This is a genomic window from Sinorhizobium garamanticum (genome assembly GCF_029892065.1).
GTDB lineage: Bacteria > Pseudomonadota > Alphaproteobacteria > Rhizobiales > Rhizobiaceae > Sinorhizobium > Sinorhizobium garamanticum.
Genome location: NZ_CP120374.1, coordinates 187,908 through 210,161, shown reverse-complemented (window position 1 = coordinate 210,161; position 22,254 = coordinate 187,908). Strand labels below are relative to the sequence as shown.

The 22,254-nt window shown below is 62.4% G+C and carries 24 protein-coding genes; 10 read left to right on the top strand and 14 right to left on the bottom strand.

What is annotated here, in order from left to right:
* Positions 1 to 370 precede the first annotated feature (370 nt).
* From PZN02_RS20960 to PZN02_RS20945, 4 genes are all read right to left on the bottom strand, one after another.
* On the bottom strand, positions 371 to 1,801 hold the full coding sequence (locus tag PZN02_RS20960; protein ID WP_280662601.1) for an RtcB family protein: 1,431 nt from the start codon (positions 1,799 to 1,801) through the stop codon (positions 371 to 373).
* 9 nt (positions 1,802 to 1,810) lie between these two features.
* Positions 1,811 to 2,248, bottom strand: a complete 438-nt coding sequence (locus PZN02_RS20955; RefSeq protein WP_280662600.1) for an archease — start codon at positions 2,246 to 2,248, stop codon at positions 1,811 to 1,813.
* 160 nt (positions 2,249 to 2,408) lie between these two features.
* Positions 2,409 to 3,833, bottom strand: coding sequence for a type I glutamate--ammonia ligase (gene glnA, locus PZN02_RS20950; RefSeq protein ID WP_280662599.1), 1,425 nt, complete (start codon positions 3,831 to 3,833; stop codon positions 2,409 to 2,411).
* Between the two features lie 80 nt (positions 3,834 to 3,913).
* Entirely contained in the window at positions 3,914 to 4,441 is a 528-nt protein-coding gene (locus tag PZN02_RS20945) for an aminoacyl-tRNA deacylase (RefSeq protein ID WP_280662598.1), read from the bottom strand.
* Between the two features lie 425 nt (positions 4,442 to 4,866).
* On the opposite strand from PZN02_RS20945, the gene PZN02_RS20940 reads away from it, so the two are divergent.
* Positions 4,867 to 5,352 carry an adenosine-specific kinase gene (locus tag PZN02_RS20940; protein ID WP_280662597.1) on the top strand — a complete coding sequence of 162 codons (486 nt, stop codon included), beginning with the start codon at positions 4,867 to 4,869 and terminating at the stop codon, positions 5,350 to 5,352.
* Between the two features lie 98 nt (positions 5,353 to 5,450).
* On the opposite strand, the gene pqqE is transcribed toward PZN02_RS20940, so the two are convergent.
* From pqqE to PZN02_RS20910, 6 genes are all read right to left on the bottom strand, one after another.
* On the bottom strand, positions 5,451 to 6,575 hold the full coding sequence (gene pqqE, locus PZN02_RS20935; protein WP_280662596.1) for a pyrroloquinoline quinone biosynthesis protein PqqE: 1,125 nt from the start codon (positions 6,573 to 6,575) through the stop codon (positions 5,451 to 5,453).
* Positions 6,572 to 6,880, bottom strand: coding sequence for a pyrroloquinoline quinone biosynthesis peptide chaperone PqqD (pqqD, locus tag PZN02_RS20930; protein ID WP_280662595.1), 309 nt, complete (start codon positions 6,878 to 6,880; stop codon positions 6,572 to 6,574). Before pqqD ends, pqqE begins: the two co-directional genes overlap by 4 nt.
* Positions 6,877 to 7,647: a pyrroloquinoline-quinone synthase PqqC gene (gene pqqC, locus PZN02_RS20925; RefSeq protein WP_280662594.1), complete on the bottom strand. Its 771-nt coding sequence runs from the start codon at positions 7,645 to 7,647 to the stop codon at positions 6,877 to 6,879. The genes pqqD and pqqC overlap by 4 nt, the downstream gene beginning before the upstream one ends.
* The gene (gene pqqB / locus PZN02_RS20920) at positions 7,644 to 8,555 is read right to left on the bottom strand and encodes a pyrroloquinoline quinone biosynthesis protein PqqB (RefSeq protein ID WP_280662593.1); all 912 of its coding nucleotides are present in this window, start codon (positions 8,553 to 8,555) and stop codon (positions 7,644 to 7,646) included. Before pqqB ends, pqqC begins: the two co-directional genes overlap by 4 nt.
* Before the next feature lie 249 nt (positions 8,556 to 8,804).
* Complete coding sequence (gene pqqA / locus PZN02_RS20915) at positions 8,805 to 8,900, bottom strand: pyrroloquinoline quinone precursor peptide PqqA (protein WP_026187092.1); 96 nt, start codon at positions 8,898 to 8,900, stop codon at positions 8,805 to 8,807.
* 371 nt (positions 8,901 to 9,271) lie between these two features.
* Positions 9,272 to 10,213 (bottom strand): LysR family transcriptional regulator, encoded by a 942-nt coding sequence (locus tag PZN02_RS20910; RefSeq protein WP_280662592.1) that lies wholly within the window; start codon positions 10,211 to 10,213, stop codon positions 9,272 to 9,274.
* Between the two features lie 104 nt (positions 10,214 to 10,317).
* On the opposite strand from PZN02_RS20910, the gene PZN02_RS20905 reads away from it, so the two are divergent.
* Genes PZN02_RS20905 through PZN02_RS20865 form a run of 9 tightly spaced genes read left to right on the top strand, consistent with a single transcriptional unit; the run spans position 10,318 to position 19,538 of the window.
* Positions 10,318 to 11,367, top strand: coding sequence for a class 1 fructose-bisphosphatase (locus PZN02_RS20905; RefSeq protein WP_280662591.1), 1,050 nt, complete (start codon positions 10,318 to 10,320; stop codon positions 11,365 to 11,367).
* Positions 11,368 to 11,377: 10 nt separating this feature from the next.
* Positions 11,378 to 12,247 carry a phosphoribulokinase gene (locus tag PZN02_RS20900; protein WP_280662590.1) on the top strand — a complete coding sequence of 290 codons (870 nt, stop codon included), beginning with the start codon at positions 11,378 to 11,380 and terminating at the stop codon, positions 12,245 to 12,247.
* A gap of 10 nt (positions 12,248 to 12,257) precedes the next feature.
* A complete protein-coding gene (gene tkt / locus PZN02_RS20895) occupies positions 12,258 to 14,345 on the top strand; it encodes a transketolase (RefSeq protein WP_280662589.1) in 2,088 nt (695 codons plus the stop codon).
* 2 nt (positions 14,346 to 14,347) lie between these two features.
* Positions 14,348 to 15,427: a class II fructose-bisphosphate aldolase gene (fba, locus tag PZN02_RS20890; RefSeq protein ID WP_280662588.1), complete on the top strand. Its 1,080-nt coding sequence runs from the start codon at positions 14,348 to 14,350 to the stop codon at positions 15,425 to 15,427.
* Between the two features lie 30 nt (positions 15,428 to 15,457).
* Positions 15,458 to 16,918 (top strand): form I ribulose bisphosphate carboxylase large subunit, encoded by a 1,461-nt coding sequence (locus tag PZN02_RS20885; RefSeq protein WP_280662587.1) that lies wholly within the window; start codon positions 15,458 to 15,460, stop codon positions 16,916 to 16,918.
* 27 nt (positions 16,919 to 16,945) lie between these two features.
* Entirely contained in the window at positions 16,946 to 17,335 is a 390-nt protein-coding gene (locus PZN02_RS20880; protein WP_280662586.1) for a ribulose bisphosphate carboxylase small subunit, read from the top strand.
* A gap of 14 nt (positions 17,336 to 17,349) precedes the next feature.
* Positions 17,350 to 18,285, top strand: coding sequence for a CbbX protein (gene cbbX, locus PZN02_RS20875; RefSeq protein WP_280662585.1), 936 nt, complete (start codon positions 17,350 to 17,352; stop codon positions 18,283 to 18,285).
* Positions 18,282 to 18,968, top strand: a complete 687-nt coding sequence (gene rpe, locus PZN02_RS20870) for a ribulose-phosphate 3-epimerase (RefSeq protein WP_280662584.1) — start codon at positions 18,282 to 18,284, stop codon at positions 18,966 to 18,968. Before cbbX ends, rpe begins: the two co-directional genes overlap by 4 nt.
* A 3-nt stretch (positions 18,969 to 18,971) precedes the next feature.
* Positions 18,972 to 19,538, top strand: a complete 567-nt coding sequence (locus PZN02_RS20865) for a thioredoxin family protein (RefSeq protein WP_280662583.1) — start codon at positions 18,972 to 18,974, stop codon at positions 19,536 to 19,538.
* A 368-nt stretch (positions 19,539 to 19,906) separates the two neighbouring features.
* Here the strand turns inward: PZN02_RS20865 and gfa are convergent, their stop codons facing one another.
* The 4 genes from gfa to PZN02_RS20845 form a co-directional block, all read right to left on the bottom strand.
* Entirely contained in the window at positions 19,907 to 20,476 is a 570-nt protein-coding gene (gene gfa, locus PZN02_RS20860; RefSeq protein ID WP_280662582.1) for an S-(hydroxymethyl)glutathione synthase, read from the bottom strand.
* Between the two features lie 51 nt (positions 20,477 to 20,527).
* Complete coding sequence (locus tag PZN02_RS20855; RefSeq protein ID WP_280662581.1) at positions 20,528 to 20,662, bottom strand: hypothetical protein; 135 nt, start codon at positions 20,660 to 20,662, stop codon at positions 20,528 to 20,530.
* A gap of 136 nt (positions 20,663 to 20,798) precedes the next feature.
* The gene (locus PZN02_RS20850; RefSeq protein ID WP_280662580.1) at positions 20,799 to 21,242 is read right to left on the bottom strand and encodes a cupredoxin domain-containing protein; all 444 of its coding nucleotides are present in this window, start codon (positions 21,240 to 21,242) and stop codon (positions 20,799 to 20,801) included.
* A gap of 36 nt (positions 21,243 to 21,278) precedes the next feature.
* Positions 21,279 to 22,253 carry a YVTN family beta-propeller repeat protein gene (locus PZN02_RS20845; RefSeq protein WP_280662579.1) on the bottom strand — a complete coding sequence of 325 codons (975 nt, stop codon included), beginning with the start codon at positions 22,251 to 22,253 and terminating at the stop codon, positions 21,279 to 21,281.
* Position 22,254 lies beyond the last annotated feature (1 nt).

Below are 22,254 nucleotides of genomic sequence, written 5' to 3'. Positions count from 1 at the left end.
CGTTTGCCCCGCGCGGTCTCGCGCACCTATCCGTCGACCCCGAACCGATAGAGGCAGCGCCCGACGAGGTCGGGAATGCGTGGCATGAAGTCAAAGCCGAGAATAGGGTCCAGTCACTGACCGGAGCTTCACGCGAAGGCTGCCCAGCCTTCACCGCTAGATGCCGGGTTAACATCGCAATGCTTGTAAAGCGTGCTGGCGAGCGCCGTCCGGATCCTGGCATCGGTTTCGTCGAGGGTCGGTTTCCGGATTGAAGGAGAGAAAGCGCCTTTTGCCTTTGACATGGAACACTTTGAATACAGCGGCGCTGGCCGCATGAAGCTCGAAGACACACACTGTCTGCGGACGAAATTCGCCCTTCAAAGGAAGATCAGCCCTTGATGCATATGAGCGGCCGCATGCGCGCCACGCGCCGCGCAAGGCCGGCCCGCTCGGCCGCTAGCACCACGGCCTCGACATCCTTGTAGGCGCCCGGTGCTTCTTCTGCCACACCGCGGTCGGAGGGGCTGCGAACCAGGATTCCTCGCGCCGCAAGCTCGTCGACAATTTGCCGGCCGCTCCATTGTTTGAGCGCCGCGTGTCGTGACATGGCTCTGCCGGCTCCATGGCACGCGGACGAGAATGCCTTCTCCTCGCTCGTCGGCTCGCCGGCCAGCACATAGGAACTGGTGCCCATGCTGCCACCGATGAGGACCGGCTGACCGACGGCATGAAATGCTCGCGGAAGGCTGGGATTGCCGGCACCGAGCGAGCGGGTTGCGCCCTTGCGGTGGACGAAAAGTTCGCGGCGCTTGCCGTCGACCTCGTGGGTCTCAGGCTTGCAAGTGTTGTGCGAGACGTCGAACAGAAGGTCGAGACGCGTCCCCGGAAAATGGTGGCCAAAGACCCGCCGGCTAAGATCACCAAGGATCTCCCGATTCGCGAGTGCGCAATTGATCCCCGCGCGCATCGCCCCAAGGTACCGCTCCCCGAGCTCCGATTTGATCGGCGCACAGGCCAACTCACGGTCCGGAAGGATGATTCCCGCCTCCGGCGCCGTGCTTGCCATTTCCTTCAGGAACTCGCTGCCGATCTGGTGGCCGAGTCCGCGCGAGCCGCAATGAATCGTGACAACGACGCCATCGGGGCGCAGGCCGTATGCGGCGGCGGCCTCTTCATCGAAAATCTGCTCCACCGCCTGCACCTCGAGATAGTGGTTGCCGGAGCCCAATGTGCCCATCTCCCGCCGCTGGCGATTCTTTGCGCGATCGGAGACGTAGTGCGGCCTGGCGTCTTCCATCCGGCCGCCCTCTTCGATGCGTTCCAGGTCGCGCTCTTCGCCCCAGCCCTGCTCGACAGCCCAGCGCGCTCCACCGACCAGCATCGCTTCCATCTCGGCATCATCGAGCGTGATCTTCCCCCGGCTTCCGGCGCCGGCGGGGATTTGCCGGAACAGAGACTCGGCCAGGGCCTCTTGCACCGGCAGAATATCCTTGACCGAGAGGCTGGTGAGCATCGTCCGCACACCGCAGGAGATATCGAAGCCGACGCCGCCGGCGGAGACCACGCCTCCCTTCTCCGGATCGAAGGCGGCGACACCGCCAATCGGAAATCCATAGCCCCAATGCGCATCGGGCATCGCGAAGGAGGCAGACACGATCCCCGGCAGGGTCGCAACATTGCAGGCCTGCAGGGCGACCCTGTCGTCCATTCCGCGGATGAGTTCCTCGTCCGCGAAGATGATCGCCGGCACGCGCATCGCTCCCGTCGGCTCGATGCGCCACATAACCGGACCAATCTGGGTGAAGTTTGCCGGATCCATCGAAGCGCCTCATACGTCAATGACGCACTGTGCGGACCAGATGCCATTGTCGTCTCGCGTCACCTTCAATGCCGTGAGCGTGGCACCCTTCGGTTCGCAAGCTGGTGCGTGCCGCGCCACGTCGACGGGCTCGCCCCAAAGCGTACCCTTAAGTATGCGTCCGTCTGTGCGGACCGTAAAGCATCCGAAAAGCATCTTGCGGGTCGCCATCTCGTAAATAATCGCGTCGAGCCAATCCACGAAGAGCAATTCCAGGTCGCTTTGGCGGCACTCCACATCGAGCTGGATATTCACGACGATCGGACTGTAGGTCACGATCCGGGTCAGGCCCACTGCGGCCTGTTCGAAGGCCTCCGCAACGGATCGGCCTCTTCCGCGCACCCCAATATCGGCGTCATGATGGAAATGCTCCCAGCCAAATCCCGATATCGTGCCCGTCGCGCTCATGGCCATCCCTTTTGGTGACTTCGGCCCGCCAGCCCTTCTCGTCCAGTAAGGGTGAATTCATCGCGACGTGATCCAGGCTATGGCAGGCGGCGCAATTTTGCTCGCGAACTGCGGCTCCCTTCAGGATCCACGTGTATTCGAAACATAGCATGCACCCCCACTAGACGTCATAATAGAGAACAAACTCATATGGATGCGGGCGCATGCGTATCTCGGTGATCTCGTGCGAGCGCTTGTAGTCCACATAGGTCTCGAGGACGTCCGTCGTGAACACGTCTCCTGCAAGCAGGAACTTGCAGTCCGCCTCAAGCGCATCGAGAGCCTCGGCGAGCGAGGCCGGTGTCGATGGGATTGCGGCGCGTTCCATCGGGGGCAGGTCGTAGAGGTTCTTGTCGATCGGCTCCCCCGGATTGATGCGGCTGCGGATACCGTCGAGGCCGGCCATGAGCATGGCGGCGAAGGCCATATACGGATTGCAGGAGGGATCCGGGCAGCGGAACTCTACCCGCTTGCTCCTGGGGTTGGATGAGTACATCGGGATCCGGCACGCCGCGGAGCGGTTGCGCCGCGAATAGCCGAGATTAACCGGCGCTTCAAAACCCGGCACGAGCCGCCGGTAGGAATTGACGGTTGGAGCGCAGATGGCGAGCAGTGCCGGCGCGTGCTTAAGCAGTCCGCCGATATAGTAGCGCATCGCTTCGCTGGAACCGGCATAACCGTCGCCGGCAAAGATCGGATGATCTTTCCGCCAGATGCTCTGATGGACGTGCATGCCCGACCCATTGTCCCCGAACAGGGGTTTCGGCATGAAGGTTGCGGTCATGCCGCGGCTGCGCGCGACATTCTTCACGACAAATTTGTAGATCATCACGCTGTCGGCCATGCGCGTCAGCGTCGCAAAGCGCATGTCGATCTCGCCCTGGCCGCCAGTCGCGACTTCGTGGTGGTGCGCCTCGACCTCAATGCCAATGCGCTCGAGCAGCGTTACCATTCTGGTGCGTGCGTCCTGAAGGGTATCGGAAGGCGGGACGGGGAAGTAGCCCTCTTTCGGGCGCAGCTTGTGCCCGAGGCCCGTTCCATCCCTCGCTTTCCAATTCGCCTCGACGGCGTCGATCTCGTAGTAACCGTAGTTGGTACCCTGATCGTAATGGACCCCGTTGAAGACGAAGTGCTCGAGTTCCGGGCCGAAATAGGCCGTATCGCCAATACCGGTCGCCTTGAGATAGGTTTCGGCCTTTTGTGCGATGAAGCGGGGGTCCCGGCTATAGGGTTGGCCGCTGGCTGGGTCGAGAATATTGCAGATCAGGACAAGCGTTGGCGCCTCCGTGAACGGGTCCAGGAAAGCGGTGGTCGGATCCGGCACGACGAGCATGTCGCTTTCCTGTATTTCCTGGAAGCCCCGGATGGACGAGCCGTCGAAGCCGATGCCATTGGCGAAGCTGTCCGCGCTGATGGCGCGCGGCGGCACGGAGAAATGCTGCCACAGGCCGGGAAGGTCTGTGAACCGCAGATCGATCATCGCGATCTCGCCGTCCTTTATCATCCGCAGAACGTCATCCGGGCTGGCGTAGCCATTGTCAGACATCGCCGCCTCCCTTCCTCATGTCGGTCCGTCGAAACGAGGCCGGCTGCGCCGCCAGCCTTCTTCCGTCGATCGGCCGCTTATCACTCGATCGCCGAACGCGTGGAGCTCCGGTTGCGAGCGCTGAAATTCTCATGAAGCGCCTCCCGCGTGAGCCGCGCGAACTGTGCCTGGCTCATATGGACGAGGGTGGCGTGATCGCCGCCCTCGAAGTAAACCTCCGGTTGGTCGCAGACGCTGTCCTCGATAACGGCGTCCAGCCCGTAGCAGTCGCCGACTGGGGGAACAGCGCCGTGCGCGCAATCGGGGATCAACTGATCGAGCTCATGTTCCGTGGCGAACGTCAGGTCCTCGCCGAGTGCTGCTTTGAGTTTGCTCAGCCGCACATTGCCGCAGGCCGGCAAGATCGCCAGAAGATAGCCATCGCGTCTTCGCAGCACGACGCCTTTGGCCAGGCAGCGGGCCGCGATGTGGCAGGCGCGGGCGGTAGACATCGATGATCTGGTCGGCCTGTGCTCGACCAGATCATACTCGACGCCCTTGCGATCGAGATATGTCTGGAGTGTCAAGGCAATGGTCACTATACCACCCTCCGGGCGGAGACCTTCCATCGTGAGGCCCCTGCCGGCACCTCGCAACGCGAAGCCATTTAATATAACACGTCGCGGCCTCTCGCGTTCTAACTGTTCAATTTGCGGCGAAGGTTCGAAGCGCAGAGGCCCTATGGCATTGCCGGTGACCGCGCCGAGCGCAGGCTAGTGTGACCGACGCCAACACACGGATCGGGCAGCCAAGGGCGGCGCTATCGGTGTGGGGCTCACCAGCCGTCGATGGTGGGCGAGTTGATCGTGCTGCCGGGCAGTTGAGCGGCGCCGCCCAATGATCCGAAGGAGGCACTCCTGCCGCTGTACCGGGCGTTCCGCGAGGAAGCCGAGGGTGGCAGCATCGGGAGGCGAATCGTCCGCCTGTGGCGGCTTGAAATCGCCTTCTGTCGGCCTACCTACCATTGCGTTGCCCACCTTGAAGGAGCGCAGCCATGGAACTTACCGTGGTGCCCATCGTCAAGCCGGACGCCTCCAACTTCATTTTTGGCCAGTCGCATTTCATCAAGACTGTGGAAGACCTCCACGAGGCGCTGGTGGGGACCGTTCCCGGCATTCGCTTCGGGCTGGCCTTCTGCGAGGCCTCCGGTAAGCGGCTGGTGCGCTGGTCGGGTAATGACGAAGCCGCGCTTACCCTCGCACGCGACAACGCATTGGCCATTGGCGCCGGCCACATTTTCCTGATCTTCCTGGGCGACGGATTCTTTCCCGTCAACGTGCTGGCCGCGGTGCGTGCAGTGCCGGAGGTCTGCCGCATTTACTGCGCGACGGCCAACCCGACACAGGTGATCGTCGCGCAAACAGAACTGGGCCGCGGCGTGCTCGGCGTGGTCGATGGCGCCTCACCGCTGGGTGTCGAAACCGACGCCGACATTGCGTGGCGGAAAGATCTTTTACGAAATATCGGGTACAAGTTGTAGTGGCTGGATGAAGCCGATCGACGGCCAGGATCTCGACCCAGAGAACCATCTCGCCCTTCTCAACCTGACCCGTATGGAATTTCTGACCTCGATGAGCGCTACCGTCCGCGGTAGCTCAAGGTGGCCGGCGACATCGCCGAAAGCCGGTCCGTGTCCCGCGTCAAACGTTCGCGCAGCGGCGATCGGATGCAAACCGGATCGGTCGCGCGCGCGTCGCCGGCAAGCGCCATTGCCTGGCAACGGCAGCCGCCGAAGTCGACCTGCTTGCGCTCGCAGCTGCGGCAGGGTTCGGCCATCCAGGCGTCGCCGCGATAGGCGTTGAAGGCGTCGCTCTCGTACCAGATCGCGGAGAGCGTGTCTTCGCGCACGGTCTTGAAGGTGAGGCTCGGGATCGTTTCAGCCGCGTGGCACGGAAGCACCCGGCCGGACGGCGTGACATTGAGGCCGACGCGCCCCCAGCCGCCCATGCAGGCCTTCGGGTATTGGGAATAATAATCGGCCGGCACATAGTCGATCACCAGGATACCCTGATATTTTTCCCGCGCCGCGGCGACGGTGCGCGTCGCGTGCTCGACCTGTTCGCGCGTCGGCAGCAGCGCCGCCTTGTTGCGCTCGGCCCAGCCGTGAAACTGCACGGTCGCGATCTCCACCCGCCGCGCCCCAAGCCGGATCGCCAGCTCGATCATGGCTTCGATCTCGCCCATGTTCTGCCGGTGGCAGACGGCGTTGACGGTCAACGGGATGCCGGTGGCCGCCACCCAGCTTGCGACGGCCATCTTTCGCTCATAGCCGCCCTTGTAGCCAGCGATCCGGTCGGCGCCTTCGGGGGAAACACCCTGGATCGACAACTGAACGTGGTCGAGCCCGGCCTCGGCTAGGTCGTTGATTCTGGCCTCCGTCAAACCCACGCCGGACGTGATCAGATTGGTATAAAGACCCAGCGAAACCGCCGCCCGCGTCAGTTCGACGAGATCGCGTCGCGCCGCCGGCTCGCCGCCGGACAAGTGCAGATGCAGCACGCCGAGAGCGGCCGCCTGGTTGAAGACGTCGATCCATTCCGCGGTCGACAACTCCTCGTCCGCCGTCGTCAGGGCGATCGGGTTGGAGCAATAGGGACACGCCAGCGGACAGCGATGCGTCAACTCCGCCAGCATCGCCATCGGCGGCGGCACGCGCGCAACAGGGTCGGCGGCTTGGTTTGTGGAGGCGACGGCGCTGCTCATGCGACGATCTCCAGCAGGCGGCGGATGGCAAGCTCTTGGACGAAAGCCCTGACATCGCCGGCGATCTCGGCGGCGGGAGCGTCGAACTTGGCGGCAAAATCGGCGACGATCCGGTCGAGGTTCCGCTTGCCGTCAAGCGCTTCTACGATTGCGACGGCAATATCGTCGAGCGCCATCGCCCGCTCCGGTGCCAGGAGCACCATCTGGCCGCGAACCGGATCCTCGTGCAGCCGCACGCCGCGCGCCAGCTTGACGACACTCGCCCCTGAAATCCTGGCCCCTGAGTTCATCGCATTGGCGCTCATTCCGCCGCCTCCATCGCCGTCGGCTCGCCGACGACACCTTGCTTGCCGTCCCAGCCGCCGGGCGGGATCAGGCCGGGCGTCACATAGGCGGAATAAAGCGCGTCGAGCTGCGACCACAGAACATCTGTCTTGAAGGTGAGCGCCGCGGCGGCGGCATCCTGTTTTTCCGCTGTGTCGGCGTGATCGAGCACATAGGCAAGGCCGAACTCGACGTCGCGCGGCGCTTCCGCCAGCCTTTGGCGGAAGTAAGCAAGCGCTTCGTGGTCCGCGAACGCATAGTGCTCCAGCAATCCGGCAATACGCTCCGAATGGATCTTGGGCGCAAAAAGCTCGGTGAGCGAGGAGGCCACGGCCTCGATGAGCGGCTTCTCCCGCACGAACGACACATAGGCGTCGACGGCAAATCGGGTCGCAGGCAGGACACCCCGCGTCGAAGCGACATAGGCGGGGTCGAGGCCGACCGCTTGCGCAAGACGCAGCCAGCGGCGGATGCCGCCGCCCTCGTCGAGGCCGCCGTCGTGGTCTTCGATCCGCGAGCGCCAGGCCCGGCGCAGGTCCGGGTCGTCGCAGCGCGACAGGAAGGCCGCGTCCTTCATCGGAATGCGGCTCTGGTAGTAGTAGCGGTTGATCACCCAGGCGCGGACCTGCGTCATCGTTGCGCGGCCACCGTGGAGCATCGCGTGGAAGGGATGCTTGTCATGATAGCGCTCCGCCCCGATCGCCAGAAGGCGCGCGTGAAACGCGTGCTTGTCAGTTGCCGTCGTCACAGGCTGACCTCCATGCCGTCGCACCCGACTTCAAAGCCGCGGCTTTCGACCGCGGCGCGCTCGGGGCCAGCCCGCCAGATCGGGTTCGTGTTGTTGATGTGGATATAGACCTTTCGGCGAATGTTCAGGCCGTCGAGTGCATCGAGGCTGCCGCCCTCGCCGGCGATCGGCATGTGGCCCATGCGGCGGCCCGTCTTGCGCCCCGTACCGGTCGCAATCATCTCACGATCGGTAAAGAGCGTGCCGTCGAAGAACAGCGCGTCGGCATCGCGCAGGCGCGCGCCGAGGCCGGCATTGATCGCGCCGCAGCCGGGAACATAATAAACGCGCTTGCTGCCGGCTCTGAGCTCGATCCCAACCGTGTTTTCGCCCTCGACGTTGAGATCCGGTTCGTCGTCTTCGAGGAACAGCGGCACCTTGCCGGGAACGGCGAAGAGCCGCGCCTCGAGGTCGGGAAGTGGAAAGAACGCTTCCTCGATCTCGACGCGCCTCCTTGTAACCACGTCCGGATCGAGCACACCGAAGACCGGATTTTCGGCGATGATCTCGCCGACCGAACCGGTGGAAAACACCGTGAACGGCTGCTTTTCCCTGAGGACAAGCAGTCCCGCCAGATGATCGATGTCGCCGTTGGTCAGCACCACGCTTTTGATCGGGCTGTGACGCAGCCGGCGCGGCTGCAAGAGACGATTGTCTTCAATCTGCTGGCGGATGTCCGGAGAGGCATTGAAGACGGCCCAGGCCTCGCCATCGAGGCTGACGGCAAGCGATGATTGGCTTTGCGGCTTGAGGGCGGAGCCCGGATCGCGCGCCATCGTGCAGTTCAGGCAGCCGCAATTCCACTGCGGAAGACCGCCGCCGGCGGCGGCCCCCAGAACGATGATACGAAGATCGAATGATTTCTTCACCGGAATACCCAAAGAGCTGCGGGCAGATCCTCATAAGGCCGCGTCCTACAGTGCCGCGCGTCTTTTGAGACACGCAAAGGCGCTGTAGCACCTTGAATCGCTGCATGATTTTGTCCTCAAATCGATACCGATCTGAGGAACCATGCAGTAGAGCGGGATGAGAAAACGTGTCCGCCGGCATCCCGCTCTAACTTCTTGGAATGGATCACGGTCGTGATTTTGCGTCGATCCGACCGGAACCATCGCGATCTAGAACAGGATCGGCTCATCCCCGTCCGCGGGAGCGTAGCGGGTGATTTCCATCGCGCAGCTGACTTCAATGAATTTTGGTTTATGCCAGGACATGTCTCCTCCATTCGTCCAGATCTGTGTGCCGCCCTGCATTGCTGGCGCCTCGCAACCGGGCCGAACACGAAACAAGCGTTGCTCTCAGAGCGCTGCTTGGGTGAAGAGCCGGAACGGCCTGCCGCCGCACCGACATGCCCGGCGTCGCCGTCGCCGGGGTTTTGAGACCGCTATCGCCGCAGGTCGGACCTGACGGCGGCGGTTACGGATGATCCGTGCGAGGGGACCTCCACCCTCTATGTTGAATGGTATCAACCGTTCAGTGGCCTCACAATTAAGACCAAGGTGGCGGTCGACACCGCGTTTTCCTGCTGCGGGACCGGGAGCTTTGCGCGTTCCGTCGGCTGAGGCCTGCCCGTGGGCTACCCGGCCTAACGGAACGCGTTGGCGGGATAGGGCTTGCTGACCACCGGCAGATATCGCGCGCCCTGCGCCAGCAGGAACCGCTCGAAAGCTTGCATTGCCGGGGTGGTGACGCGGTCGGAGCGCGACACGCTGAACCATTGCCGGCGGATCGGCGTCTCGACCACGTCGAGTATGACCAATCGGCCGAGCTTCACCTCCTGCTCGATAGTATGGGCCGAGATGAAGGCAATCCCAAGACCGGCGATGACGGCCTGCTTGATCGTCTCGTTCGAGGCGATCTCCGTGCCGAGTTCTTCCAGCTTGTGCGGCGTGCCGCTCAGAAAGATCTCAAGCGAGATGCGCGTCCCCGAACCCTTCTCACGCACCAGGAACTGCTCCTGGGCAATGCGCTCCCGCGAAATTTCTAGAACGCCTGCGAGCGGATGACCGGCCGAGGCGATGAAGACCAGCGGGTGGTCGCCGAACACTTGCGCCCGCACCTCGACGTCGCGCGGTGGCCGCCCCATAAGGGCGATGTCGACTTCGTGATCCCTCAGTTTGGTAATTATCTCGGCACGATTGCCGATGAAGAGATTGATCTCGATGCCCGGAGTCTGATCGCGGAAGGCGGCAATCAGCTGGGGGGCGAAGTATTTTCCGGTCGATACGACACCGAGACGCAACCGCCCGGTTCTGAGCCCCTTGATGGCACTGATTGCATCCTCGAGCCCGACGAGGCTGTCTTCAACCGCCCGCGCCGCCTCCAGGAAAGCAAGGCCGTAGGCCGTCGGGACCATGCCGTTGCGCGTTCTGTCGAACAGCGGGACGCCGGCGTCTCGTTCCAGCTGCTGGATCTGCAAGGTGAGCGCCGGTCCGGTCACACGCAAGGCCTCGGCGGCGAGGTTGATCTTCCCCAGCCTGCAAATGGCCTCAACGGTGCGGAGTTGGCGAAGGGTCAAGTTGCGCATGCAATTCCAATAATAAGAAAATCTAACTTCTGTAGTCAATCGAATAAATTTTACAAACCATCCGTTTGCGCCATCCTTTCCTGGACATCGTGGGAGGAGACATCATGTCAGGCGCAACTCTCGAGGCTTATCTCGCATCACGTACGGCCAATGGCGACGATTTGGCGCCGGACGTGGCCGCAGTGATCCAGAGGCTGGCAACGGCCGCCCTCGTCGTCCGCAAAATCATTAATCAGGGAGCGCTCGACACCGCGTTCAACGGCACACGCGGCGGCAGCAATGCCGACGGCGACCTGCAGAGGAATCTGGATGTCCTGTGCAACGAGCTCTTTCTGTCGTGCCTGCACGGGGCACCGGTCGCATACTACGCCTCGGAAGAACTGGAAAAGCCTGTCCCGCTCGATCCGACGGCACGTCTGGCAGTTGCCATCGATCCGCTCGACGGGTCGTCGAACATCAACAACAACGTCTCCATCGGCACGGTCTTCTCCGTGCTGCCCGCCGTCAAGGGACCAGATCTGGACCCCACGCAGTCCTTTCTGCAGCCCGGAAACCAACAACTGGCGGCGGGCTTCTTCGTCTACGGAGCACAAACCACGCTCGTACTGTCGCTTGGCAAGGGCACGGAGATTTTCATTTTCTCCAACCGGCTTGGATGCTTCGTAGAGGCCTACAAATCGGTCAGCATCCCGGAGCGCACCAGCGAATTCGCTATCAACATGTCGAACTATCGACACTGGGAAGAGGCGATCCGGCTCTATGTCGACGATTGCCTGGCAGGTTCGGAAGGGCCGCGCGAGCGGGACTTCAACATGCGGTGGATCGCCTCACTGGTCGCCGACTCTTATCGGATCCTGGTCCGCGGCGGGATTTTCCTGTACCCCGCCGACGGCCGGAAGGGCTACCACCAGGGCCGGCTACGGCTGGTCTACGAGGCCAACCCGATCGCCTTCATCATCGAGAACGCCGGCGGCGCGGCCACGAACTCGATCACGCGCATTCTCGATCTCGTTCCGGAAAACCTGCACCAGCGCGTGCCGCTGGCTTTCGGCTCGCGCCGCGAGGTGGCGCGCGTCGCCCGCTATCACGTCGACCCGAACATGATTGGCGAACGCGCACCGCTCTTCGGCAAGCGCGGTCTGTTTCGCGCCTGAGGAGAGCAACATGTCAGCCAGATACCCAATCATATCGATCACCGGCTCCTCCGGCGCTGGCACCACGACGGTCAAGGACACTTTCGAGAAGATCTTCAAGCGCGAGAACGTCTCGGCGTCCTTCATCGAAGGTGATGCTTTCCACCGCTACGACCGGGAAACCATGCGCCGCAAGATAGCGGACGAGAAAGCGCGAGGTGTCGACTTCACCCATTTCTCCGCCGAGGCGAACGAACTGGAAATCCTGGAAAGCGTCTTTGCCGAATATGGCAGGCGCGGCGTCGGGCGCACCCGCCACTACGTGCATGATGACGCCGAGGCCGCAAAATACGGCGCCGAACCCGGTACATTCACGAACTGGGAAGAGTTTGGCGACAGCGATCTCCTGTTCTACGAGGGATTGCATGGCTGTGCGGTCACCGACACCGTCAATCTCGCCCAGCATTGCGATCTGAAGATCGGCGTCGTGCCGGTGATCAACCTGGAATGGATTCAGAAGATCCATCGCGACAAGGCGACGCGCGGGTACTCCACCGAGGCCGTGACCGACACAATCCTGCGGCGCATGCCCGACTACGTGCACTATATCTGCCCGCAGTTTTCGCTCACCGATATCAATTTCCAGCGTGTGCCGATCGTCGACACGTCCAACCCCTTCATCGCCCGCTGGATACCGACGCACGCCGAATCCATCCTGGTCATTCGCTTCGCAAAACCGCAAAGCATCGATTTCCCCTACCTGCTGTCGATGCTGCACAACAGCTTCATGTCACGCGCCAACTCCATCGTGGTGCCGGGCGACAAGCTCGACCTCGCCATGCAGCTGATTTTCACGCCGCTCATCCACAAACTGCTCGAGCGCAAACACCGCATGTCGTGAGGAGGACACCATGAATGTTTCGCAGCAGATCGAAACCCGTGCCGCCGCATCGGAGCGCAACATGGCCGATGCCATCCGGTTTCTCGCCATGGATGCCGTGCAGAAGGCCAATTCCGGGCATCCCGGGATGCCGATGGGCATGGCCGACGCGGTGACAGTCCTCTTCAACCGCTTCATCAAGATTGACCCCTCCCTGCCCGATTGGCCCGATCGCGATCGTTTCGTGCTTTCGGCTGGCCATGGGTCGATGCTGCTCTATGCCATCCATCACCTCATCGGCTTTGCCGACATGCCGATGGCCGAGCTCTCAGCCTTCCGCCAGCTCGGCTCGAAAACGGCCGGCCATCCCGAATACGGCCATGCCCTCGGGATCGAGACCACCACCGGCCCACTCGGCCAGGGAATTGCCACAGCCGTTGGCATGGCGATCGCCGAACAGATGATGGCCGCGCGCTTCTCGAGTTCGCTCTGCAACCACTTCACCTATGTGGTGGCCGGCGACGGCTGCTTGCAGGAGGGTATCAGCCACGAGGTGATCGACCTTGCCGGGCATCTGAAGCTGCGCAAGCTCATCGTGCTCTGGGACGACAACCGGATATCGATCGATGGTTCGACTGACCTCTCCACCTCGATGGATCAGCTTGCACGTTTCCGCGCGGCCGGCTGGGATGCGCAACGCGTTGACGGCCACGACCCCGAGGCCGTGGCGAAGGCGATCCAGCGAGCGCACCGGACCCGCAAGCCATCGCTGATTGCCTGCCGCACCCGGATCGGCAATGGCGCAGCCAACATGGAAGGCTCGCATAAAACCCACGGGGCGGCACTCGGCGACAAGGAAATCGCCGCGACACGCGAGAAGCTCGCCTGGCCACACCCACCCTTCTTCGTGCCGGCCGAGATCAAATCCGCCTGGCAAAGGGTGGCGGTGCGGGGCCGGATGGCCCGCGAAGCATGGGAAATCCGGCTCGACGCTTCGCGCTCGAAAAAGCGCTACGAACAGACCGTCGCCCGGGAACTGGACGGCGGTGTCGCGGATCTGCTGGCAAAGTTCCGAGCCGCGCATCGCAAGAGAGGCTCCAAGGTCGCCACCCGGCAGGCCTCGCAGATGACGCTGGAGGTCATCAATGGGGCCACGGCTTTGACGGTCGGCGGCTCCGCCGATCTGACCGGCTCGAACCTGACGATGACGTCCCAGACTCAACCCATTGGGCCGGGCAATTTCAAGGGCCGCTATCTGCATTACGGCATCCGTGAGCACGGCATGGCGGCCGCCATGAACGGCATCGCCCTGCATGGCGGTTTCATTCCCTATGGCGGCACCTTCCTGGTGTTTTCCGACTATGCACGCGGCGCAATCCGTCTCTCGGCACTGATGGGCCTGCCCGTCATCTATGTGCTGACTCATGACTCCATCGGTCTCGGCGAGGACGGACCGACCCATCAGCCGGTCGAGCATCTGGCGATGCTGCGTGCCACGCCCAACCTCAATGTCTTCCGGCCCGCCGACATCATCGAGACTGCCGAATGCTGGGAGATCGCGCTTGGTGAGAAGAAGACGCCGAGCGTCCTCGCTCTCTCGCGGCAGGCTCTGCCGATGCTGCGCCAGACGGGCGGGAACGAGAATTTGTCCGCGCGCGGAGCCTATGTCCTTAAGGAAGCGCAGAGGCCCCGCGACATCACGCTGCTTGCCACAGGGTCCGAGGTCGAGATCGCCGTGGCCGCGGCGGAACGCCTGCAAGCCGAGGAGGGTATCGAAGCGGCGGTGGTCTCCATGCCGTGCTGGGAGAAATTCGAGGCCCAGGATGCATCCTATCAGCGGCAGGTCCTCGGTGATGCCCCCCGAATTGCCGTCGAAGCGGCTGGCCGCCTCGGCTGGGACCGCTGGATGGGACCTGATTGTGCCTTCGTCGGCATGGTCGGCTTCGGAGCCTCCGCACCGGCCGGAGACCTCTACCGCCATTTCGGCATCACCGCCGATCACATCGTCGCCGAAGCTTTGAGGCTTGTTCGCAGGGACTTCCGGGAGGTGCCCCCCATCGGCACCCGGACCGGCGCTCGGGCCGGCGAAGTCGTCATCGCATCGACCAGGAAGGTTTGAACATGGCCCGCATCACGCTCCGCCAACTTCTCGATCATGCCGCCGAACACACCTATGGCGTACCGGCTTTCAACATCAACAACATGGAACAGGGCCTGGCGATCATGGAGGCGGCGCGCGCCTGCGACGCGCCTGTCATCCTCCAGGCCTCGCGCGGCGCGCGCTCCTATGCCAACGACATCATGCTCGCCAAGATGATGGAAGCGCTCGAGCAGATGTATCCCGACATCCCGCTCTGCATCCACCAGGATCATGGCAACAATGTCGCGACGTGTCTCTCGGCGATCCAGCACGGCTTCACCTCGGTGATGATGGACGGTTCGCTGACGGAGGATGCGAAGACGCCCGCCGACTACGCCTATAACGTCGCGATCACCGCGGAAGTAAGCCGCCTCGCCCATATGGTCGGTGCTTCGGTCGAGGGGGAACTCGGCTGCCTCGGCTCTCTTGAAACCGGCCATGGCGAAGCCGAGGACGGCCACGGCTTCGAAGGCGCGCTCGATCGTTCGCAACTCTTGACCGACCCGGAGGAAGCCGCCCGCTTCGTCGCCGAGACCGAGGTCGATGCGCTGGCAGTGGCCATCGGCACCTCGCATGGCGCCTACAAATTCAGCCGCAAGCCGACCGGCGAGGTGCTCGCCATGGACGTGATCGAGAAGATCCATCACCGGCTGCCGGACACCCACATCGTCATGCACGGCTCCTCCTCGGTGCCGCAGGAGTGGCAGGATGTCTTCAACGCCCATGGCGGCGAAATGCGCGAGACCTACGGCGTGCCGGTCGAGGAGATCGTGCGGGGCATCCGCTTCGGCGTGCGCAAGGTCAATATCGACACGGATCTGCGCCTGGCGGCTGCCGCCGCCTTTCGCCGCGTCGCCGACACGAGCCGCAGCGAATTCGATCCACGCAAGTTCCTGAAGCCCGCCATGGACGCCATGTCGGCCGTCTGCAAGGCCCGGTTCGAGGCCTTCGGCACCGCGGGCAACGCATCCCGCATCAAGGTCGTGCCGATCGCGGAGATGGCCAGACGCTACGCTAGCGGGTCGCTCAAACCCCAGACGGCGCGGTCGCAAGCCGCCTGATCACATTCATCCCGACGAAAGGACTGTGTCATGAACGCCGACGCAAAGACAGAGATCAAGGGCAAGGAACGCTACAAGGCCGGCGTGCTCAAATACGCGCAGATGGGCTATTGGAACGGCGACTACGAGCCGAAGGACACCGATCTGATCGCGCTGTTCCGGATCACGCCGCAGGAGGGCGTCGACCCGATCGAGGCGGCCGCCGCGGTTGCCGGCGAAAGCTCGACGGCCACCTGGACCGTGGTATGGACCGATCGCCTCACGGCCTGCGACCAATATCGCGCCAAGGCCTATCGAGTCGATCCGGTACCCGGAACACCCGGACAATATTTCTGCTATGTCGCCTACGACCTTATCCTGTTCGAGGAAGGATCGATCGCCAACCTGACGGCGTCGATCATCGGCAATGTCTTCTCGTTCAAGCCGTTAAAGGCGGCAAGGCTCGAGGATATGCGCTTCCCCGTCGCCTATGTGAAAACCTTCAAGGGTCCGCCGACCGGCATCGTCGTGGAGCGCGAACGGCTGGACAAGTTCGGCAAGCCGCTGCTCGGCGCCACCACCAAGCCGAAACTCGGGCTTTCGGGCAAGAACTATGGCCGCGTCGTCTACGAGGGGCTGAAGGGCGGTCTCGATTTCATGAAGGATGACGAGAACATCAATTCGCAGCCCTTCATGCATTGGCGCGACCGCTTCCTTTACTGCATGGAGGCGGTCAACCATGCCTCCGCCGTCACTGGCGAGGTCAAGGGGCACTATCTCAACGTCACCGCCGGTACGATGGAGGAGATGTACCGCCGCGCCGAATTCGCCAAGGAACTCGGTTCGGTGATCGTCATGGTGGATCTCATCGTCGGCTGGACGGCAATCCAGTCGATCTCGGAATGGTGCCGACAGAACGACATGATCTTGCACATGCACCGGGCCGGCCACGGCACCTACACGCGGCAGAAGAACCACGGCATCTCCTTCCGCGTCATCGCCAAATGGCTGCGGCTTGCCGGTGTTGACCACCTGCATGCCGGCACTGCCGTCGGCAAACTCGAGGGCGACCCGATGACGGTGCAGGGTTACTACAATGTCTGCCGCGAAACAAAGAACGAAGTCGACCTTGAGCGCGGCATCTTCTTCGAGCAGGACTGGGCGGACATCAAGAAAGTCATGCCGGTTGCATCGGGCGGTATCCACGCTGGCCAGATGCACCAGTTGCTCGATCTTTTCGGCGACGACGTCGTGCTGCAGTTCGGCGGCGGCACGATCGGTCACCCCATGGGCATCCAGGCAGGAGCCACCGCCAATCGGGTCGCGCTGGAAGCCATGGTGCTTGCCCGCAATGAAGGCCGCGACATCGCCCATGAAGGTCCTGAAATCCTCAGGGCGGCGGCCAAGTGGTGCAAGCCGCTCGAAGCGGCCCTCGATACCTGGGGCAATATCAGCTTCAACTACACCCCGACGGATACCTCGGATTTCGTGCCGAGCGTAAGCGTCGCCTGACGGGCATGAGAAGAAGGAGAAACGAACATGCGTATCACCCAAGGATGCTTCTCGTTCCTGCCGGATCTGACGGATGAGCAGATCACGGCACAGGTGGAATATTGCCTCGGTAAGGGATGGGCGATCGGCGTCGAGCACACCGACGACCCGCATCCCCGCAACACCTACTGGGAAATGTGGGGCAATCCGATGTTTGACCTAAAGGACGCCAAGGGCGTCATGATGGAGTTGGAGGATTGCCGCAAGGCCCATCCGCAGGATTACATCCGCCTGAATGCCTTCGATTCCAGCCGCGGCCTCGAGACCGTGACGATGTCTTTCATCGTCAACCGTCCCGACAACGAACCGAGCCTCAGGATGACCCGGACGGAAAGCCGCGGTCGCAGCCAACGCTATGCCTGGGAAACGCAGCGGTAGAAGGAGCAGACGAAATGGCGATGCCGGAAGCTCTATCAGGCACCGAAAACCTGCCGACATCTGTCGACCTCGCTGAGGAATACAGGGCCTCCGGCGTCGCCGAGGTGCTCGATGAACTGGATAAAGAACTCGTCGGTCTGAAGCCCGTGAAGCGGCGAATCCGTGAGACCGCAGCCCTGCTGCTCGTTGAACGGGCCCGTCGTGCAATGGGCCTGACCCACGAAGCGCCGTCGCTGCACATGAGCTTCACCGGCAATCCAGGCACCGGCAAGACGACGGTGGCATTGCGCATGGCCAATCTGCTGCACAGGCTCGGCTATATCCGCAAGGGGCATCTGGTGTCGGTGACGCGCGATGATCTGGTCGGGCAATATATCGGCCATACCGCGCCCAAGACCAAGGAGATCCTGAAGAAGGCAATGGGGGGCGTGCTGTTCATCGACGAGGCCTATTATCTCTACCGACCGGACAACGAGCGCGACTATGGCCAAGAAGCGATCGAAATCCTGCTTCAGGTAATGGAAAACAACCGCGACGACCTGGTGGTTATTCTCGCCGGCTACGCCGACCGCATGGACCGGTTTTTCGAGAGCAATCCCGGCTTCCGCTCGCGCATTGCCCACCATATCGACTTCCCCGATTATGACGACGGCGAGCTCCTGTCGATCGCAGAAAGCATGCTGAGCCGTCAGGGCTATCGCTTTGACGCCAAGGCAACTGCTATAATGAGCAACTACATCGCGCGGCGCCGGCGCCAGCCGCATTTCGCCAATGCTCGCTCGATCCGCAACGCGCTCGATCGGGCTCGGCTGCGGCAGGCGAATCGCCTGTTCGAGGAAAGCGTAGGCCCGGTCGACGCCGAGCAACTCTCAACCATCACCGCTGGGGACATTTCCGCGAGCCGCGTGTTCACGATGGGTGAACCCAATCATCCGGAGACATCGTCATGAGCGAGAAGACCATCATTGCCCCCTCTGTTCTGTCGGCCGACTTCTCGAGACTCGGCGAAGAGGTCGAGACCGTCTGCCGGGCGGGTGCCGACTGGATCCATCTTGACGTGATGGACGGCCATTTCGTGCCAAACATCACCTTCGGGCCACCGGTCATCAAAGCAATCCGGGGCCGAACCGACAAGGTGTTCGACTGCCACTTGATGATCGCACCGGCCGACCCGTTTCTCGGCGCCTTCGCCGATGCCGGCTGCGACATCATCACTGTACATGCCGAAGCGACCACCCACCTCGACAGATCGTTGCAGGCGATCCGCGACCTCGGCTGCAAGGCCGGCGTGTCGCTCAATCCCTCGACGCCGGAGACCGCCCTCGAATATGTGCTGGACCGGCTCGACCTCATCCTCCTGATGACGGTCAATCCGGGTTTCGGCGGCCAGGCCTTCATCCCGTCCGTCGTCGAGAAGGTGCGGCGCGTGAAGTCCATGATTGGCAGCCGTCCGATCCACATCGAGATCGATGGCGGCGTGACACCGGAAACGGCGCCGCTCGTTGCCGCGGCCGGTGCGGACGTGCTGGTTGCCGGCTCCGCGGTGTTCAAGGGCGGCAGCGAGGAGGCCTACGCGAAAAACATCGCGGCCATCCGCGCGGCATCCGATGGCGCCATGAAGAAAGCGGCGTGAGCCATGGCCGCCACCCCTCCTGTCTGTGAATTCGGCTGGCCGGCGGTCGACGCAAGGCTTCCCGGCGTCGATGGCGCCACCCACTCCATATTCGATCAGGCCGGCCCGAAGGGGCTGGTCGTTGCCTTCATCTGCAATCACTGCCCCTATGTGAAAGCGGTGATCGCGCGGATCGTTCGGGACGCGGTCGGCCTCAAGACTCACGGTGTCGGCTTCGTGGCGATCAGCGCCAATGACGCCGACAGTTATCCGGAGGACTCGTTCGACAACATGAAGCGCTTCGCTTCGCAAAACGCCCTGCCCTTCCCCTATCTCTACGACGAGGATCAATCCGTCGCCAAAGCCTATGGTGCCGCCTGCACGCCAGACTTCTTCGGCTTCAACAAGGACATGAAGCTGCAATATCGCGGGCGACTGGACGCCTCGCGCAAGGAGATCGGCCCTGCCGATCTGAGGCGTGACCTTTACGAGGCCATGGTCATGGTCGCGCTGTTTGGCAAAGGGCCGGCGGAACAGCAGCCTTCAATCGGCTGCTCCATCAAATGGAAAGTTCCGCCCTATCAGGTCTGAATAGCTATTCCGTTTGTTCCGCCGGCCGGGTACCCCACTCTGCCCTGCCGGGCATCTCCCCCACAAGGGGGGAGATTGGCAAGCAGTGATATCCCGCTCAACCACAGATCCCTGTGCGTGCGCGTTGAATTTGCGCAACTTGGGCATTTTGCGAGTTTGTTGTCGGGCAGGGCTTTGCTTCTGGCCAATCGCCCCCCTTGTGGGGGAGATGCCCGGCAGGGCAGAGGGGGTATCAACGAGCGCTCTCCCGATCTTCGCCGCGCATCGACTCCGAAGGCACAAAAACGCCTCAGACCCCACCCATTGGGAGAGCCTCCTGGAAGGAGACAAACGGGTGGGGTCCGAGGGAGGAGGCGTTGAGCTCTTTGTCAGGCCGGCAGGGCGCCGGTCTGTTTGGCGATGTGCGTGGCGATTGCATCCATCAGCGCCGGCGACAAGCAATCATAGGGCGGCAGCCCGAGTTCTGTCAGGCGAACGCGTATATCCGGCATCCTGTCGGGGCTGACGCCGCTTTCGATCACGGAAGATACGAAGGCTGCGAATCCCGGCGGCGACCAACCGGTCTCGTCGCTGAGCTCGGTATGGACGAAATCGAGGCCATAGAAGGGATGCTTGGTGTTCTCGATCCGGCCATACATGTGCGCGCCGCAATCCTTGCAGGCGTAACGCTGGATCGTCGCGCTTGGATCGACGATCTGCAGCTTTTCTGAACCTGAGGCGACATTCACCTTGTCGCGGCTGACAACCGCGATCTGCGCGAAGGTCGCGCCATCCGGCTTCCAACATTTGGTGCAGCCGCAGGCATGGTTGTGCGCCGTCTGCGCGCCGATTTCAACGGTCACCGGATTGGTGGCGCATTTGCATTTCAACGTGCCACCCTGAAAGTCCGGACTGGCAGGCGGAAAGCCGTTGTCGATGGACGGATGTAGCTTAAGCATTCGTTCCTCCTCTCTCTTGAACGTCTTCAGGTCCTTCCCGAGAAAGCAGGATCAAGGCAAATGCCGTCGGCGGCAATATAGCGGAAAGTGTCGGTTTTCCGCGTCGACCTCCTGGAAACTGGCATTGTCGAGCGTCTTGCGCGATCCGTGGCTATAGCTGACATGGCTGATCTCAAGCCCTGTCATGATGCGTCTCCCTGGAGAGCAACGCTGCGCGCAATTGCGGCAGATCCTCGGCCACGGCAGCCGCCGGCGCGAGCGCGAGAAGGCATGCGGCCAGTTTCAAAGCGTTCATCGCCCAAAACTGTCATCTGCAGCCGGCTCACTCGATGGAGATCTGCACCTTCTGGCTGTCGCTTGTGGTGTCCGGAATCTTCACCTCGTAGCTGCCCGGCTTTATGGCGATGAACGAGAGGGTCGCCGTGCCCGCCTCGTCGAATTCGAGGCTGTCGATCGCCATGGGGCGCACTTCTATGCCGTTGATGACGATCTCGTTCATCCAGATCGCACGAAAGAACGGTGCGCCGATGAGTGCCAGTTCCGCAGATCCGTCTGCGGTGATGTGCATTTCATAATAGGCGCCGGACTGCAGCGCGATGGCACCTTTGCCAAGCGGCTTGCCGGAACTGAGCGTGATCTCGATAGGCTCGCCCCGGTTGCATTTGGCGAGCAATCCGGAAAAACCGAACTCGCCGCAAAGCGGCGCGGCGACGGCAGGGCCTGTCAGAAAGAGCGCGGTCAGCACTGCGATAATCGATCTATGCACGATGAAAATCCTCCCAATCCTATTGCATTGCCCCGCTCAATTCGGGGCGACCACGACCCCCCAGGGCTGCTCGCCGACTTGAACCGACTGGATCACCGTTTCCTCCTTGACATCGATGACGCTGACATCGTTGGAATTGCCATTCGTGGTGATCAGGAATTCCTCGCCCGGGGTGAATGCCATCTGCCAGACGCGCTGCCCGACGAGCAGGTAATCGAGAACTTCATCCCGCGAGGCGTCGATCACCGCGACCCGGTTGGCCGGGCCAAGCGCCACGAAAACGCGGGAGCCGTCCTTGGTCGCCTTGACGCCCACCGGCTGCAACCATTCCGGCAGAATGCCCGGCACGGCAAAGCCGATCTTCTTGGCGATCGCCGGCTCGGGCGCGGTCAGATCAATTACCGAAACGGTGCCGCCGATTTCAGAGCTGACGTAAAGCTTTTTGCCGTCGGCCGTGAATTCGGCATAGCGCGGGCGCTGGTCTACCCGCACGTTGTGCACGATCTCGTAGGTGGAGGCGTTTATGAAATGCGCCATATTGGTGGTTTCGGAGGTGTTGATGATGGTCTTCGCATCCGGACTGACCGCAACGCCTTCCGGTTCCACGCCGACGGGTATTTCGGCCAGCACCTGGCGCGTCTTGACGTCCACGACCGTCACCAGATTGTCGTCCTCGTTGGCCACATAGAGCGGATTGCCTGAAGGATCGAGAGCGAATAGTTCCGGATCGGGCCCCGACGGCAGCGTATGCAATTCCTGGTAGGTCTCAGGATCGAAGACCCGGACGGTGTCGTCGTCCGAGGCGCAGACATAGAGCTCCTTGCCATCCGGGCTGATCGTGATGCCGCGCGGCCTGTTGCCGGCCGGGAAAGTGGCGATCACCTCCCAGCTTTGGCTGTCGAGTACGGTCACGTTGTTGCTGCGTTCATTGGTCACGAAGACCTTGTTGGCCTCAGCGGGGCCGGCAAACATAAAAGCGGCTGACAGAAACACCACTGCGGATCTCAGCATT

Coding starts and splice junctions, on each gene's coding strand:
- PZN02_RS20960 (WP_280662601.1), bottom strand. CDS start 1,801: ATGGATCCGGCAAACTTCACCCAGATTGGTCCGGTTATGTGGCGCATC.
- PZN02_RS20955 (WP_280662600.1), bottom strand. CDS start 2,248: ATGAGCGCGACGGGCACGATATCGGGATTTGGCTGGGAGCATTTCCAT.
- glnA (WP_280662599.1), bottom strand. CDS start 3,833: ATGTCTGACAATGGCTACGCCAGCCCGGATGACGTTCTGCGGATGATA.
- PZN02_RS20945 (WP_280662598.1), bottom strand. CDS start 4,441: ATGGAAGGTCTCCGCCCGGAGGGTGGTATAGTGACCATTGCCTTGACA.
- PZN02_RS20940 (WP_280662597.1), top strand. CDS start 4,867: ATGGAACTTACCGTGGTGCCCATCGTCAAGCCGGACGCCTCCAACTTC.
- pqqE (WP_280662596.1), bottom strand. CDS start 6,575: ATGAGCAGCGCCGTCGCCTCCACAAACCAAGCCGCCGACCCTGTTGCG.
- pqqD (WP_280662595.1), bottom strand. CDS start 6,880: ATGAGCGCCAATGCGATGAACTCAGGGGCCAGGATTTCAGGGGCGAGT.
- pqqA (WP_026187092.1), bottom strand. CDS start 8,900: ATGTCCTGGCATAAACCAAAATTCATTGAAGTCAGCTGCGCGATGGAA.
- PZN02_RS20910 (WP_280662592.1), bottom strand. CDS start 10,213: ATGCGCAACTTGACCCTTCGCCAACTCCGCACCGTTGAGGCCATTTGC.
- PZN02_RS20905 (WP_280662591.1), top strand. CDS start 10,318: ATGTCAGGCGCAACTCTCGAGGCTTATCTCGCATCACGTACGGCCAAT.
- PZN02_RS20900 (WP_280662590.1), top strand. CDS start 11,378: ATGTCAGCCAGATACCCAATCATATCGATCACCGGCTCCTCCGGCGCT.
- tkt (WP_280662589.1), top strand. CDS start 12,258: ATGAATGTTTCGCAGCAGATCGAAACCCGTGCCGCCGCATCGGAGCGC.
- fba (WP_280662588.1), top strand. CDS start 14,348: ATGGCCCGCATCACGCTCCGCCAACTTCTCGATCATGCCGCCGAACAC.
- PZN02_RS20885 (WP_280662587.1), top strand. CDS start 15,458: ATGAACGCCGACGCAAAGACAGAGATCAAGGGCAAGGAACGCTACAAG.
- PZN02_RS20880 (WP_280662586.1), top strand. CDS start 16,946: ATGCGTATCACCCAAGGATGCTTCTCGTTCCTGCCGGATCTGACGGAT.
- cbbX (WP_280662585.1), top strand. CDS start 17,350: ATGGCGATGCCGGAAGCTCTATCAGGCACCGAAAACCTGCCGACATCT.
- rpe (WP_280662584.1), top strand. CDS start 18,282: ATGAGCGAGAAGACCATCATTGCCCCCTCTGTTCTGTCGGCCGACTTC.
- PZN02_RS20865 (WP_280662583.1), top strand. CDS start 18,972: ATGGCCGCCACCCCTCCTGTCTGTGAATTCGGCTGGCCGGCGGTCGAC.
- gfa (WP_280662582.1), bottom strand. CDS start 20,476: ATGCTTAAGCTACATCCGTCCATCGACAACGGCTTTCCGCCTGCCAGT.
- PZN02_RS20855 (WP_280662581.1), bottom strand. CDS start 20,662: ATGACAGGGCTTGAGATCAGCCATGTCAGCTATAGCCACGGATCGCGC.
- PZN02_RS20845 (WP_280662579.1), bottom strand. CDS start 22,253: ATGCTGAGATCCGCAGTGGTGTTTCTGTCAGCCGCTTTTATGTTTGCC.